Origin of the sequence: Streptomyces sp. NPDC059718 (assembly GCF_042733315.1) — a bacterium.
Lineage (GTDB): Bacteria > Actinomycetota > Actinomycetes > Streptomycetales > Streptomycetaceae > Actinacidiphila.
On sequence record NZ_JBHWGA010000009.1, the window covers coordinates 45,783 to 58,536 of the forward strand.

At 74.3% G+C, this 12,754-nt stretch carries 15 protein-coding genes; 10 read left to right on the forward strand and 5 right to left on the reverse strand.

Annotated features, from left to right (window positions below; translation table 11 throughout):
* The first annotated feature begins 20 nt into the window (after nt 1-20).
* The gene (locus ACFV3E_RS12775) at nt 21-1,352 is read left to right on the forward strand and encodes an aminotransferase class I/II-fold pyridoxal phosphate-dependent enzyme (protein ID WP_500534708.1); all 1,332 of its coding nucleotides are present in this window, start codon (nt 21-23) and stop codon (nt 1,350-1,352) included.
* 14 nt (nt 1,353-1,366) lie between these two features.
* On the opposite strand, the gene ACFV3E_RS12780 is transcribed toward ACFV3E_RS12775, so the two are convergent.
* The gene (locus tag ACFV3E_RS12780; protein WP_500534856.1) at nt 1,367-2,350 is read right to left on the reverse strand and encodes a DMT family transporter; all 984 of its coding nucleotides are present in this window, start codon (nt 2,348-2,350) and stop codon (nt 1,367-1,369) included.
* Between the two features lie 68 nt (nt 2,351-2,418).
* On the opposite strand from ACFV3E_RS12780, the gene ACFV3E_RS12785 reads away from it, so the two are divergent.
* Nucleotides 2,419-3,333: a LysR family transcriptional regulator gene (locus ACFV3E_RS12785; protein ID WP_500534709.1), complete on the forward strand. Its 915-nt coding sequence runs from the start codon at nt 2,419-2,421 to the stop codon at nt 3,331-3,333.
* 26 nt (nt 3,334-3,359) lie between these two features.
* Here the strand turns inward: ACFV3E_RS12785 and ACFV3E_RS12790 are convergent, their stop codons facing one another.
* On the reverse strand, nt 3,360-3,830 hold the full coding sequence (locus ACFV3E_RS12790) for a pyridoxamine 5'-phosphate oxidase family protein (RefSeq protein ID WP_500370847.1): 471 nt from the start codon (nt 3,828-3,830) through the stop codon (nt 3,360-3,362).
* A gap of 85 nt (nt 3,831-3,915) precedes the next feature.
* On the opposite strand from ACFV3E_RS12790, the gene ACFV3E_RS12795 reads away from it, so the two are divergent.
* Complete coding sequence (locus tag ACFV3E_RS12795; RefSeq protein WP_500534710.1) at nt 3,916-4,590, forward strand: isochorismatase family protein; 675 nt, start codon at nt 3,916-3,918, stop codon at nt 4,588-4,590.
* Here the strand turns inward: ACFV3E_RS12795 and ACFV3E_RS12800 are convergent.
* Complete coding sequence (locus tag ACFV3E_RS12800) at nt 4,573-5,055, reverse strand: Rieske (2Fe-2S) protein (RefSeq protein WP_499510498.1); 483 nt, start codon at nt 5,053-5,055, stop codon at nt 4,573-4,575. The genes ACFV3E_RS12795 and ACFV3E_RS12800 overlap by 18 nt on opposite strands.
* A 312-nt stretch (nt 5,056-5,367) precedes the next feature.
* On the opposite strand from ACFV3E_RS12800, the gene ACFV3E_RS12805 reads away from it, so the two are divergent.
* From ACFV3E_RS12805 to ACFV3E_RS12830, 6 genes are all read left to right on the forward strand, one after another.
* A complete protein-coding gene (locus tag ACFV3E_RS12805; protein ID WP_500534711.1) occupies nt 5,368-6,135 on the forward strand; it encodes a HipA family kinase in 768 nt (255 codons plus the stop codon).
* Nucleotides 6,136-6,233: 98 nt separating this feature from the next.
* Nucleotides 6,234-6,575 (forward strand): DUF3037 domain-containing protein, encoded by a 342-nt coding sequence (locus ACFV3E_RS12810; RefSeq protein ID WP_499516753.1) that lies wholly within the window; start codon nt 6,234-6,236, stop codon nt 6,573-6,575.
* Between the two features lie 119 nt (nt 6,576-6,694).
* Nucleotides 6,695-7,456: a 3-oxoacyl-ACP reductase FabG gene (fabG, locus tag ACFV3E_RS12815; RefSeq protein WP_500370856.1), complete on the forward strand. Its 762-nt coding sequence runs from the start codon at nt 6,695-6,697 to the stop codon at nt 7,454-7,456.
* A 22-nt stretch (nt 7,457-7,478) separates the two neighbouring features.
* Nucleotides 7,479-8,240 carry an SDR family oxidoreductase gene (locus ACFV3E_RS12820; RefSeq protein WP_500534712.1) on the forward strand — a complete coding sequence of 254 codons (762 nt, stop codon included), beginning with the start codon at nt 7,479-7,481 and terminating at the stop codon, nt 8,238-8,240.
* Nucleotides 8,241-8,600: 360 nt separating this feature from the next.
* The gene (locus ACFV3E_RS12825) at nt 8,601-9,281 is read left to right on the forward strand and encodes a uracil-DNA glycosylase (RefSeq protein WP_500534713.1); all 681 of its coding nucleotides are present in this window, start codon (nt 8,601-8,603) and stop codon (nt 9,279-9,281) included.
* 66 nt (nt 9,282-9,347) lie between these two features.
* Nucleotides 9,348-9,803 carry a hypothetical protein gene (locus ACFV3E_RS12830; protein WP_500534714.1) on the forward strand — a complete coding sequence of 152 codons (456 nt, stop codon included), beginning with the start codon at nt 9,348-9,350 and terminating at the stop codon, nt 9,801-9,803.
* A 4-nt stretch (nt 9,804-9,807) separates the two neighbouring features.
* Here ACFV3E_RS12830 and ACFV3E_RS12835 read toward each other — a convergent pair whose 3' ends face one another.
* Nucleotides 9,808-10,317, reverse strand: coding sequence for a DinB family protein (locus ACFV3E_RS12835; protein ID WP_500534715.1), 510 nt, complete (start codon nt 10,315-10,317; stop codon nt 9,808-9,810).
* Between the two features lie 40 nt (nt 10,318-10,357).
* Nucleotides 10,358-10,954: a TetR/AcrR family transcriptional regulator gene (locus ACFV3E_RS12840; RefSeq protein ID WP_500534716.1), complete on the reverse strand. Its 597-nt coding sequence runs from the start codon at nt 10,952-10,954 to the stop codon at nt 10,358-10,360.
* Nucleotides 10,955-11,543: 589 nt separating this feature from the next.
* Between ACFV3E_RS12840 and ACFV3E_RS12845 the strand changes: the two genes are divergently transcribed.
* Nucleotides 11,544-12,749: an FAD-dependent monooxygenase gene (locus ACFV3E_RS12845; RefSeq protein WP_500534717.1), complete on the forward strand. Its 1,206-nt coding sequence runs from the start codon at nt 11,544-11,546 to the stop codon at nt 12,747-12,749.
* Nucleotides 12,750-12,754: the final 5 nt, after the last annotated feature.

A 12,754-nucleotide genomic window follows, 5' to 3' on the forward strand; every position in this document is an offset into this window, starting at 1 on the left:
ACTAGTGCATAATGCTTTTTGTGCTAGGAGAGTACACGTTCACCGGCCGGGGCGCAGCGGACATCGCGGCGAGCGTCGAACGGGCCATCGGGGAGGGCGCGCTCGCCCCCGGCGCCGCGCTGCCGCCGCTGCGGGAGCTCGCCGCCGGGCTCGGCGTCAACCCCAACACCGTCGCCGCCGCCTACCGCCTGCTGCGCGACCGCGGCGTCATCGAGACGGCGGGCCGGCGCGGCAGCCGCGTGCGCCGGCGTCCGGCGACCACCGCGCGGGACGAGATCCGCCTGGAGGTGCCGCCCGGGGTGCGGGACCTGTCCACCGGCAACCCGGACTCCGCCCTGCTGCCCCCGCTCGGGGAGGCACTGGCCGAGGCGGCCGCCCGCAACGCGCGGCGGCCCATGCTGTACGGGCGGTCCCCGGTCGGGGAGGAGCTCGCCGCGCTCGCGCGTGCCGCCTTCGACGCCGACGGGGTGCCGCCCGGCCCGGTCGGCCTCACCTCCGGTTCGCTCGACGCCGTGGAGCGCGCGCTCACCGCCCACCTGCGGCCGGGGGACGCGGTGGCGGTGGAGGACCCCGGCTGGGGCAGCGTCTTCGACCTCGTCCCGGCCCTCGGACTGCGCGCGGTCCCGGTCGGCGTGGACGACGACGGCCCGCTGCCGCACGACGTGGACGCCGCCCTGCGGCAGGGCGCGCGGGCGCTGATCGTCACCGACCGCGGCCAGAACCCGACCGGCGCCACGCTCTCCGCGGCGCGCGCCGGCGAACTCCGTGCCGTCCTGGGCGGCCACCCGCAGGTGCTCGTCATCGACGACGACCACGTGAGCGGCCTGACCGAGCTGCCGCTGCACCCGCTCGCCGGGAGCACCCCGCGCTGGATGCTGGTCCGCTCGACCGCCAAGGCCTACGGCCCCGACCTGCGCCTGGCCGTCCTCACCGGCGACCCGGTCACCGTCGACCGGGTCCGCGGCCGCTACCGGCTCGGGCCCGGCTGGGTCAGCCATCTGCTGCAGCACGCCGTCGCCCACCTCTGGCGCACCGGAGCGGTCGACGTCCCGGCCGTCTCCGCCGCCTACGCCGCGCGCCGCGACGCGCTGGTGCGGGCGCTGGCCGACCGGGGCGTCCCGGCGCACGGCCGCAGCGGCATGAACGTCTGGGTCCCGGTGCCCGACGAGACAGGGGCGGTCGCCCGGCTCCTGCAAGCGGGCTGGGCGGTCGCGCCCGGCGCGCGCTTCCGCCTGGACTCCCCGCCGGGCATCCGCATCACCGTCTCCCCGGTCGCGGCGGACGAGGTCCCGGCCCTGGCCGACGCCGTCGCCGCCGCCGTCCGGCTGCACCGCGCCGGGCGCTTCGGCTGACGGGCGAAGGTGGTTCAAGCCGCCGGACGGCGCTGGGTCAGCGCCGCGCCGGCGAGCACGACGAGGGCGCCGACCGGCTCGTTCCACGTCAGGTGCTCGTCCAGCAGGGCGACACCGGCCGCGGTCGCGATGACCGGGATCAGGTAGGTGACCATCGTGGCGATGGTCGGGCCCTTCTCCGCGACGATCCCGTACTGCAGGAGGAAGGCGATCCCGGTGCCCAGCGCGCCCAGCGCCACGACCGACAGCGTCGGCCAGAGCGGGAACGAGCCGGGCGTGGAGGTGAACAGCGGTGTCAGCACGGCCAGTTGGACGGTGCCGAGCAGCAGCTGCGCGGAGGACATCGACAGCGCCGAGTTCCCACTGCCGCTCAGGGTGCGGCGCACGTAGATCCAGCCCACCGCGTAGCTCGCGGAGGCGCCCAGCGCCATCGCGGTGCCCGCCGGGTCGGTCCCGGAGAAGCCCTGCCAGGCGCCGAGCACGGTCAGCACCCCGACGAAGCCGATGCCGACCCCCGCGACCCGCTGCCGGGTCGGCTTGTCGTCCGAGAGCGCCACCACCGACAGCACCATGCTCCACAGCGGGGTCGTGGCGTTGCAGATCCCCGCGAGCGTGGAGGGGATGGTGAGCTCCGCGTACGCGAAGAGCGTGAACGGCAGCGTGTTCAGCAGCAGCGCGGCGACCGCCATGTGCCCCCAGGTACGGGCGCCGCGCGGCATCCGTTCCCGCTTCACGGCGAAGGCGGCGGCCAGCACGGCGGTGCCGAAGACCATGCGGCCGAGTGCGACCTGCAGCGGGGCGTACGCCTCGGTGCCCACCTTGATGAACAGGAAGCTGAAGCCCCAGATGAGCGCGAGCACGGCCCAGCTGACGCGCCAGTCCACGACGGGACGGCGGCGCGTGGTGGCCGAGGGGGCGGCGGAGGCGGGTGTGGTGTCGGCGGGGGTGGGGGCGGCCACGGCGGCCGGGGGGCGGGTGCTGGGTGCGCTCATGGCCATCACCATGACGGATTGAACCTCTTAGGACAAGCGAGAAAACCTGCCGGTGATCCCGTAGTGTTGCTTACATGTTGAACCTCGAGCGCCTGCGCATCCTGCATGCGATCTCCACCTACGGCTCGGTGAGCGCCGCGGCGGACGTCCTGCACGTGACGACCTCGGCCGTCTCCCAGCAGATGGGCAAGCTCGAACGCGAGACCGGGCAGACGCTGCTGGCCAAGAACGGCCGCGGGGTCCGCCTCACCGACGCCGGCCGGCTGCTGTCCGGGCACGCCGGCCGCATCCTCTCCCTCGTCGAGCTCGCCCACTCCGACCTGGAGGCGCACCGCGGCGCCGCGGTCGGCGAGCTGCGCATGGGGGCCTTCCCCACCGCGGTGCGCGGCCTGTTCCCGCAGGCGCTCGCGGCGACGCGGCGCGACCACCCCAAGCTGCGCGCGATGGTCCACGAGATGGAGCCCCAGGACGCGCTGGCCCGGCTCGTCCGCGGTGACATCGACCTCGCGGTCGTCCTCGACTGGTACAACAAGCCGCTGTCGCTGCCCGGGGGCCTGGCCAAGGAGCCGCTGCTCGACGACCTCGCCGACGTGGTCGTCCCCGAGGGTCACCCCCTTGCGGGCCGCGACGAGGTCGACCTGGGCGAACTCGCCGACGACGACTGGATCGCCTGGCCGGACGGCGGCTTCTGCCACGAGTGGCTGCTGTTCACCCTGCGCGGCAAGGGCGTGGAACCGCGCATCGCCCATCATGCCGAGGAGCACCCCACCGTCCTCGCCCTCGTCGCCGCCGGCCTGGGCGTCGCCGTCGTCCCGCGCCTCGGCCGCGGCCCCCTCCCGGCCGGGGTGCGCGCCATCCGTGTGCGCCACACCATGAAGCGCCACATCTACGCCGTCTGGCGCTCCGACGCCGACCGCCGCCCCGCCATCCGCGCCGCAGTCGAGGCCCTGCGCCGGGCAGGGGAGGACATGGCGGCCGCCGAGGGCTGATCGCGCCCGGGGCCGCCGCGCGTGCGCTAGCCGAGCCCCGGCATCTTGCGGAAGTCCCAGGAGACGACGGAGTCCGGGGTCAGGCGCAGCCACGCGTGGCGGCCGTCGTGGGGCATGGACTCCAGGCCGAAGTTCTTGGCGGCGAACAGCCGCTCGACGACCTCCAGGTCCGGGTGGGGCTCACCGGTGCGGGGCGCCTCGCCGACGAACTCGACGGTGCCGGAGAGTTCGACGCCGCGCAGTTCGCCGTACTCCGTGCCGTCGTCGACGACGACCGCGACCCGCGGGTCACGCCGCAGGTCGGCCCAGCGGCGGCTGCGGACGATCGAGTACAGCCACAGGGACGTCCCGTCCCAGACGAACCACAGCGCGCCCACGTGCGGGCGGCCGTCGGGCGAGACGGTCGCGACGCGGCAGGTGCGCTGCGCGCCGAGGAAGGCGTCGGCCTCCTGCGGGGTCATCATGATCCGGCGTCCGCGCCGCTGTGCGACGGCCATGTGCGCCCCCACTTCCCTGCCTGACGGTTCGTCAGATACGGTCACTTGGGACGACGGTAGGGCAGCCGCGCGTGAGGGGGCAAGCATGACGGACGGCAACCGGCACCGCAGGCTCGACGCGCTCCTGACCCCCCGGTCCACCGCCGTGCTCACCGTCGAGTGCCAGCGCGGGGTGGTCGGTCCGGGCGGCGCGCTGCCGGAACTCGCGGCCGCCGTACGGGCCTCCGGGGCGCTGGATGCCACCGCACGGCTGGTCACCGCGGCCCACGCGGCGGGCGCCACCGTGGTGCACGCCGTCGCCGAACGCCGCGCCGACGGCCGCGGGTCCAGCCGCAACGCGCGGATCTTCCGCGCCGCCGAGCGGCTGCCCGTCCTGCAGGTGGCGGGCACACCGGCGGTCGAGGTCGCCGAGGAGATAGCGGTCGGTGCCGGCGACTTCGTCGTGCGACGGCTGCACGGGCTGTCGCCGGTCGCCGGCACCGGCCTCGACGCCGTGCTGCGCAACCTGGGCGTGCGCACGGTCGTCGTCACCGGGGTGTCGGCCAACGTGGCCGTTCCCAACGCCGTCTTCGACGCGGTCAACCTCGGCTACCAGGCGGTCGTGCCCGCGGACGCCATCGCCGGGGTGCCGGAGTCGTACACCGCGGACATGGTCCGGCACACCCTCGCGCTCGTCGCCACGGTCACCACCGCCGACGAGGTCATCGGCAGCTGGAAACGGTCCGGGCCGGGCCCGGGGGGCTCAGGCCAGGGCCACTGAGTCCCCCTCCACCTTGATGTTCGCCGCCGGCAGCGGCTGGGTCGCCGGGCCGTTGGCCACGCTGCCGTCCTTGATGCTGAACTTGCTGCCGTGACAGGGGCAGTTGATCGTGCCGCCCGCGATCTCGTTGACGGCGCAGCCCTGATGGGTGCAGATCGCCGAGAAGGCCTTGAACGAGCCCGCCTCGGGCTGGCAGACGACGACCTTCTTGTCCGCGAAGATCTTGCCGCCGCCGACCGGGATGTCCGAGGTCTTGGCGAGCGCCGCCTCGGCCCCGCCGCCGGCGGGCGCCGACCCCCCGGTCCCCTGGTCGCCGCCCTGCGGGGGCGCGGCAGGGCTGTAGGCGCCCGCGGAGTCGTTGGAGTCACCGCACGCGGCCAGCGCGGCCGCGAGCCCCGCCGCACCCACCCCGGCGACCACGGCGCGGCGGGTCGGAGCTCCTGCGGTGCCAGTCGTCTCGGCCATGCGTCACACATCCTGTTGCCTCGTCCGTTCCGGACCGCCAGCCGGGGCCCGGGAGCGTCGGTCACGCCCTGCCCTGTCGTACGGACGAGATGGGTGGGCCGTTCAACCATCCCAGGGAAATCTCGCGTGGCGGCCTCATACTCGCGCGAAGCGCCGAGGCTGGTAGTGCGTGCTGACGAAGATGTTGATCGATCGATGTTCTCAAGGTGGCCCACCACTGATCCGCCCACCAGAAATTGGTTCACGGCACACGTTCCGCGCCGGAACCACGGCGCGGCGCGGCCATGGGAGACCGATCATTAGGATGCGTCCATGGAGGAAGTGACCGGGATCCGCTACGTCACGCCGTTGCGTGAGGGCGGATCGGTTCCCGGGGTCGTCGAGGCCGACGACCTGGGGACCTACGTGGTGAAGTTCGTGGGTGCCGCACAGGGGCGCAAGGCGCTGGTCGCGGAGGTGATCGCGGGGGAGCTGGCCCGGCGGCTGGGCATGCGGGTGCCGGTGCTGGTGCGGTTCCAGTTCGACCCGGTGATCGGGCTCGGCGAGCCGGACCAGGAGATCCAGGACCTGCTGAAGGCCAGCGGCGGCCTCAACCTCGGCATGGACTTCCTCCCCGGCGCGCTCGGCTTCGACCCGCTGGTCTTCGAGGTGGAGTCCGGCGAGGCGGGCCGGATCGTGTGGTTCGACGCCCTCGTGGGCAACGTCGACCGCTCGTGGCGCAACCCGAACATGCTGGTCTGGCACCAGGACGTCTGGCTGATCGACCACGGCGCCTCGCTGATCTTCCACCACAACTGGAAGGGCGCCGACCAGGCCGCGGACAAGCCGTACGACGCCGCCGACCACGCCCTCGCCCGCTTCGCGCCGGACATCGAGGCCGCCGCCCGCGACCTCGCCCCGCGGGTGGACGAGGCGCTGCTGCGCGAGGTCACCGCCCAGGTCCCCGACGAGTGGCTGGTGGACGAGCCCGGTTTCGCCGGCCCGGACGAGGTGCGGCGCGCGTACGAGCGGGTGCTGCTGGCGCGCGCCGGCACCGTGGGGGAGCGGATCACCCTCGCCCCGAAGCAGCAGGAGAAGTAGGCGCCGCCGGAGTGGCTGCGTACCTGGGTCGAGGGGAAGGCCGCCAAGTGAGCACGGCGAGCGGGCGCGATGTGTTCGAGTACGCCCTGGTGCGCGTGATGCCGCGGATCGAGCGCGGCGAGCTGATCAACGCGGGTGTGCTGGTCTACTGCCGTGCCAAGTCCTTCGTGGGTGCCCGGGTCCACCTGGACGAGACCCGGCTGCGCTGCCTCGACCCCGACGTGGACGTCGCCGGCGTACGGGCGGCGCTGCGCGGCTACGAGGGCATCTGCGCGGGCGGCGAGCGGGCCGGTCAGGCCGCGGAGGACGATCCGGGGCGCCGCTTCCGGTGGCTGACGGCGCCGCGCAGCACCATCGTGCAGCCGGGCCCGATCCACACCGGGCTGACCGAGGACCCGCAGGCCGAGGTGGACCGTCTGCTGGATCTTCTGGTGCGCTGAGCCACATCGGCGCGGTGGGCGTTGACACAGGGTCACTGCGCTCCTACGGTTTCGGCTACGGGGCGTACTAAGCGGTCGCTCACCTGCGCGACCGCTCCCCACAGGGCTGAGGAGAGCAGATGTCGACCACCGAGCAGCGCGTAGCGATCGTGACAGGGGCGGCGCGCGGCATCGGCGCCGCCACCGCCGTGCGCCTGGCCGCGGAGGGCCGCGCCGTGGCCGTGCTGGACCTCGACGAGACCGCGTGCAAGGACACCGTCGAGCAGATCACCAAGGCGGGCGGCCGGGCCGTCGCCATCGGCGCCGACGTCTCCGACGAGGAGCAGGTCGCGGCCGCGGTCGCGCGCGTCGCCGCGGAGCTCGGGGCGCCGACGATCCTCGTCAACAACGCGGGCGTGCTCCGCGACAACCTGCTGTTCAAGATGAGCGCGTCCGACTGGGACACGGTCATGAACGTGCACCTGCGCGGCGCCTTCCTGATGACCCGCGCCGTCCAGAAGCACATGGTGGACGCGAACTTCGGCCGCGTGGTCAACCTGTCCTCGTCCTCCGCCCTCGGCAACCGCGGCCAGGCCAACTACTCCGCCGCCAAGGCCGGCCTGCAGGGCTTCACCAAGACCCTCGCGCACGAGCTCGGCAAGTTCGGCGTCACGGCCAACGCCGTCGCCCCCGGCTTCATCGTCACCGACATGACGGCCGCCACCGCCGCCCGCATCGGCATGGGCTTCGAGGAGTTCCAGGCCGCGGCCGCCACCCAGATCCCCGTCCAGCGCGTCGGCAACCCCGACGACGTCGCCAACGCCATCGCCTTCTTCACCGGCGATGCCGCGGGCTTCGTCTCCGGCCAGGTGCTGTACGTGGCCGGCGGACCGCTCGACTGACCCGCGACAGGAGACCCGCATCATGAGCAACCAGCCCGACGGCGGACGCGTGGCGATCGTCACCGGTGCCAGCCGCGGCATCGGCTACGGCATCGCCGAGGCGCTCGTCGCCCGCGGCGACCGCGTCGTCGTCACCGGCCGCAACGAGGAGGCGCTGAAGGAGGCCGTCGAACGGCTCGGCGCCGACCGCGCCCTCGGCGTGGCCGGCAAGGCCCACGACGAGGCGCACCAGGCCGAGGTCGTCGAGCGGACGATGGAGGCCTTCGGCCGCGTCGACTACCTCGCCAACAACGCCGGTACGAACCCGGTCTTCGGCCCGCTCGCCGAGCTCGACCTCGGCGTGGCCCGCAAGGTCTTCGAGACCAACGTCATCTCCGCGCTCGGCTTCGCCCAGCAGACGTACAAGGCGTGGATGAAGGAGAACGGCGGCGCGATCGTCAACATCGCCTCCGTGGCGGGCATCAGCGCCTCCCCCTTCATCGGCGCGTACGGCATGAGCAAGGCCGCGATGGTCAACCTCACGCTGCAGCTCGCCTCCGAGATGGCGCCCGGCGTCCGCGCCAACGCCATCGCCCCCGCGGTCGTCAAGACCAGGTTCGCCTCCGCCCTCTACGAGGGCCGCGAGGAGCAGGCCGCTTCCGCCTACCCGCTGGGGCGGCTCGGCGTGCCCGAGGACATCGGCGGCGCCGCCGCCTTCCTGCTCTCGGACGCGGCGGCCTGGATCACCGGCCAGACCCTGGTCGTGGACGGCGGCATCTTCCTCAACGCCAGCGTCGGCGCCTGAGGCCTGCGTCCGCCCGCACTCCCACGTGCACGGTCCCTGGTGCCGGCCGCCGTAACGGCGGGCGGCACCGGGGACCCGCCCGTATCCGGGGAGTGCACGCGGTGACGCACATCGGCCGGCGGCGCAGGACCGGGGGTCGGCACCCCGTGCCCGGGCGGCCCTGAGGGACAGCCTGCGCGGGCTGGGCACCGGCCACGCCGACGTCCACTGGGTCCGCATCGAGGACCCGCGCGTCCTGCGCGACCCCGAACCGGAGTTGCGGGCCCGGATGGACGCGGTCTGACACCCGGCCGGACGGATTGTCGGTGCGGAACGGTACGTTCGTCCCCAGTAACGGATCGCGTACCGGAGGTTCCCGACGTGCCCATCACGCTGCCCGAGTCCTGGCAGGCCGTCCTCGGTGAGGAGCTGGAGAAGCCCTACTTCACCCAGCTCACCGAGTTCGTGGAGGAGGAGCGCGGGAAGCACAAGGTCTTCCCGCCGCGCGAGCAGGTCTTCGCGGCCCTGGAGGCCACTCCCTACGACAAGGTGAAGGTGCTGGTCCTCGGCCAGGACCCGTACCACGGCGAGGGCCAGGGGCACGGGCTGTGCTTCTCCGTGCAGCCGGGCGTCAGGACCCCGCCCTCCCTGCGGAACATCTTCAAGGAGATGAAGGAGGAGTACGGCTACCCGATCCCGGACAACGGCTACCTGATGCCGTGGGCGGAGCAGGGCGTGCTGCTGCTCAACGCGGTGCTGACGGTGCGCGAGGCCGAGGCCAACTCGCACAAGGGCAAGGGCTGGGAGAAGTTCACCGACGCGGTCATCAAGGCCGTCGCGTCCCGGCCCGACCCGGCGGTCTTCGTCCTGTGGGGCAACTACGCCAAGAAGAAGCTGCCGCTGATCGACACCGAGCGGCACGCGGTCGTCCAGGGCGCCCACCCGTCGCCGCTGTCGGCCAAGCTCTTCCTCGGCAGCCGTCCGTTCACCCAGATCGACGAGGCGCTCAAGGCACAGGGCCACGACCCGGTGGACTGGCGCATCCCGGACCTGGGCCGCTGAGTCCGTGCCCGGGCCGGGCGACGCACGGGGGTCGTCGCCGGGCCCGGGCCGAGGGGGGAGATGCCGATGGAATGGACGGGATGGACGGGGCCGCGCACGGGCAGGGCGCGCCGCCGGGCCGAAGCGGCGGCATGGACGGCCGGACTCGTGCTCGGCGCGTTCGTCGGCGTCCGGGTGATCCAGCACCTTCTGGCGGCGGACGTGGCGCCGGCCTCCGTCGCGTCGCGCGGCGCGGTGCTCGGCACCTGGGCGACGGACGACGGGGACGGTTCCATCAGGTTCGACCCGGACGGCCACTTCTCCGCCTCCCGGATGCCCGCCCAGGTCTTCACCCCCGGCCGGTGGGTCGACGGGGTGAAGACCACGGGCGGCACCTGGACGTTCCACCACCGCTACGTGGAGCTCGACGGGTTCTCGGGGCTGGGCATCGTCGAGGACTGGCGCGACGACACCCGCCTGTGCGTGGAGTCCGGCGACCCGGGCGTGCTCTGCGACGAGTTGCTGCACCGGGTGCCGGGGTGAGGCGTCAGTCGCCCGTCACCCCGTCGATGCGTTCACGGATCAGGTCGGCGTGGCCGTTGTGGCGGGCGTACTCCTCGATCATGTGGACGTAGATCCAGCGCAGGGAGATTTCGTGCCTGCCACGGCGCAGCCCGGTGTCGTCGAGCGACCGGTGGCGGGTCAGCTCGCGGGCGTGCGCGATCTCGGCGCGCCAGGTGGCGAACGCCTCGGCGGTGTCGGCCTGGCCGAGGTCGTGGAACTCGCCGTCGGGGTCCTCTTCGGTGAGGTAGAGCGGGGGTACGTCCTCTCCGGCGAGCGCGGTGCGGAACCAGCCCCGTTCGACCCGCGCCATGTGCCGGACCAGGCCGAGCAGGGTGAGGTCGGAGGGGGGCGCGCTGGGGGTGCGCAGCTGTTCGTCGTCCAGGCCGGCGCACTTCATCGCGAGGGTGTCGCGGTGGAAGTCCAGCCAGCTCTCCAGCATGGTGCGCTCGTCGGCGATGTAGGGCGGGTCGGTGCGCTCCGGTGTCGTCGTCATGGCCGCCATGATGGCGGGGGCCTCTGACAGCGTCGACGCATTAACCGGCCGAGCCGCCGGAGCCGCCACCGAGCATCCCGCGCAGCAGGTCGGCCGCGCCCGCCCGCAACTCGGCCTCGGGCGGGGGCGACACGGACCCGGCGCCCGCGACGGAGTGGAAGAGGACGCCGTCGCACCATGCGATGAGCGACCGCGCGTGACGCTCCGGTTCGGCGGAGCCCACGGCGCGCAGCATCGCCTCCAGCTGCTCGCGGAAGGCGCGGCCCGCGGTGTCGTAGACCGTGCGCAACTCGGGGCGCCGGGTGGCCTCCAGGGCGAGTTCCAGGCGCGCGCGCGTGAGGTCACGGGCCTCGGTGACGGAGCGGTGCAGGAAGTACGCGAGCAGCGCGGCCAGTCCCTCCGGCCCGGGCGCGGACGTGGGGGCGTGGGCCGTCTGCGACTCGCGGAAGGCCAGCCTGCGGACCGCCGCCTCCAGGAGGGCCGCGCGGGTCCGGGCGTGGTTGGACGTCGAGCCCTGCGGCAGACCGGCCGCCTCGTCGACCGCACGGTGGGTCAGCCCGCGCATGCCCCGCTCGGCGAGCAAGGCGAGTGCGGTGTCGGCGATCAGCTCGGGGCGGGACGTCTGCGCGGTGCTCATGACGGCAACTTACCGGCCCCCCGACGCCCGCCCCGGCCCGTCGCCCGCGGACCGCTGAGGGGTGTCCCCGTCATCCGGCCCCCGGCGCGGCCGGGTGTCCGCGACGCGCCCAGGTCCACAGGGCCCCCGGCTCCCGCCCCGGGGGCCGGCGCTCGCGGCTCCCACCACTGCCGACGACCCCGTCCCGGGCCGGTTCGCCCCGGGCACGTCCCTGCCGTCGCGCCGGAGCGGCCGATGTGCGCACCGCCGCCCTCACGCGGCTCGAGGCGCCGGCGCCCGGGACGCGGTCGAAGCCCGGGAGAGGGTCGGCGGCGCGGGCTCGGTGCCGACGGCCGCGCCCCTTCGCGCGCTGCCTCCGCCCGCGTCGGTCGTGGGGCACCGATGCCGGCGCTCGGGCTCTCCAGGGTGCCGGCGGCCTCATCCCGGGCCGACGCACCCCGGCTCCGTGAGCGTGCGCCGCTCGTCCGCGACCGCCCCGCGCGGCCGGTCGGTGAGGGGCGCCGGAGGCATGGGCGCCCCTTCCCCCCCGGCACTACAGGTGTAGTACGATTCCCACTACACCTGTAGTCTCGGGAGAGGGGCGGAAGCCATGGGCCGCACACCGGATCGGCCGCACGCCGTCGTCGTCGGAGCCGGCATCGGCGGTCTCGCCGCCGCCGTGGGACTCGGTCTGCGCGGGTGGCGGGTGACCGTCCTGGAGCGGGCCGCGGCGCTCGAACCCGTCGGCGCCGGGATCGGCATCGCGCCCAACGCCCTGCGTGCGCTGGACGTGCTCGGGGTCGGTGAGGCCGTGCGCGCCATGGCCGCCTTCCAGGGCGAGGGCGGGCTGCGCCGCCCCGACGGGCGCTGGCTCTCCCGGACCAGTGGTGAGGCCGCCGCCGAGCGGTTCGGCGGGCCCGTGGTGATCGCCCACCGGGCGGAGCTGGTGGCCGTGCTGTCGGGCCTCCTGCCGGACGGCGCGCTGCGCACCGGGACCCGGGTCCTGTCCGCCACCCCCGCGGGGAAGGTCACCACCGAGGACGGGACGATCGACGCCGATCTCGTGGTCGCCGCCGACGGGATCAACTCAGCCGTGCGGGCCGCGCTGTTCCCGCAGCACCCGGGGCCGGTCTACAGCGGCTTCACCAGCTGGCGCACGGTCGTGCCGGCACCCTCCGCGTACCTCCCGCACGAGACCTGGGGGCGCGGCCGGCTGTGGGGCACCGTCCCGCTCACCGGCGGCCGCGTCTACTGCTACGCCACCGCCGTGACCCCGCCGGGCGGCCGCGCCCCCGACGGGGACGAACGCACCGAGCTGCGGCGGCTGTTCGGCGACTGGCACCACCCGGTGCCCGAGCTGATCGACTCCGCCGCCCCCGGCGCCGTGCTCCGCAACGACGTCCACCACCTCGTGCGACCGCTGCCCGCCTTCCACCAGGGGCGCATCGCCCTGCTCGGCGACGCGGCGCACGCCATGACGCCCAACCTCGGCCAGGGCGGCTGCCAGGCCCTGGAGGACGCCGTCGTCCTCGCCCACCTCGCCGCCCCCGACGCCGGGGCCGTGGCGCGCGCCCTGGCCGCCTACACCGCGCAGCGGCTGCCCCGCACGACGGGCGTCGTACGCCGCTCCTGGAGCATCGGGAGGCTCACCACCTGGTCCTCCCCGCCCGCCGTCGCGCTGCGCGACGCCCTGTTCGCCACCGTCAACCGGGTCGGCCCGCGCCTGGCGCTGCGCAGCCTCGACGGGATCGCCGACTGGCGGCCGCCGGCCGGCCCGTATGCTGCCGACGGCACAGGTCAGGCACTGCAGGCGTAGGTGGG

Coding starts and splice junctions, on each gene's coding strand:
- ACFV3E_RS12810 (WP_499516753.1), top strand. CDS start 6,234: ATGCCGCGGATCGAGCGCGGCGAGCTGATCAACGCGGGTGTGCTGGTC.
- ACFV3E_RS12830 (WP_500534714.1), top strand. CDS start 9,348: ATGGAATGGACGGGATGGACGGGGCCGCGCACGGGCAGGGCGCGCCGC.
- ACFV3E_RS12845 (WP_500534717.1), top strand. CDS start 11,544: ATGGGCCGCACACCGGATCGGCCGCACGCCGTCGTCGTCGGAGCCGGC.
- ACFV3E_RS12820 (WP_500534712.1), top strand. CDS start 7,479: ATGAGCAACCAGCCCGACGGCGGACGCGTGGCGATCGTCACCGGTGCC.
- ACFV3E_RS12795 (WP_500534710.1), top strand. CDS start 3,916: ATGACGGACGGCAACCGGCACCGCAGGCTCGACGCGCTCCTGACCCCC.
- ACFV3E_RS12790 (WP_500370847.1), bottom strand. CDS start 3,830: ATGGCCGTCGCACAGCGGCGCGGACGCCGGATCATGATGACCCCGCAG.
- ACFV3E_RS12840 (WP_500534716.1), bottom strand. CDS start 10,954: ATGAGCACCGCGCAGACGTCCCGCCCCGAGCTGATCGCCGACACCGCA.
- fabG (WP_500370856.1), top strand. CDS start 6,695: ATGTCGACCACCGAGCAGCGCGTAGCGATCGTGACAGGGGCGGCGCGC.
- ACFV3E_RS12805 (WP_500534711.1), top strand. CDS start 5,368: ATGGAGGAAGTGACCGGGATCCGCTACGTCACGCCGTTGCGTGAGGGC.
- ACFV3E_RS12780 (WP_500534856.1), bottom strand. CDS start 2,350: ATGGCCATGAGCGCACCCAGCACCCGCCCCCCGGCCGCCGTGGCCGCC.
- ACFV3E_RS12785 (WP_500534709.1), top strand. CDS start 2,419: ATGTTGAACCTCGAGCGCCTGCGCATCCTGCATGCGATCTCCACCTAC.
- ACFV3E_RS12835 (WP_500534715.1), bottom strand. CDS start 10,317: ATGACGACGACACCGGAGCGCACCGACCCGCCCTACATCGCCGACGAG.
- ACFV3E_RS12800 (WP_499510498.1), bottom strand. CDS start 5,055: ATGGCCGAGACGACTGGCACCGCAGGAGCTCCGACCCGCCGCGCCGTG.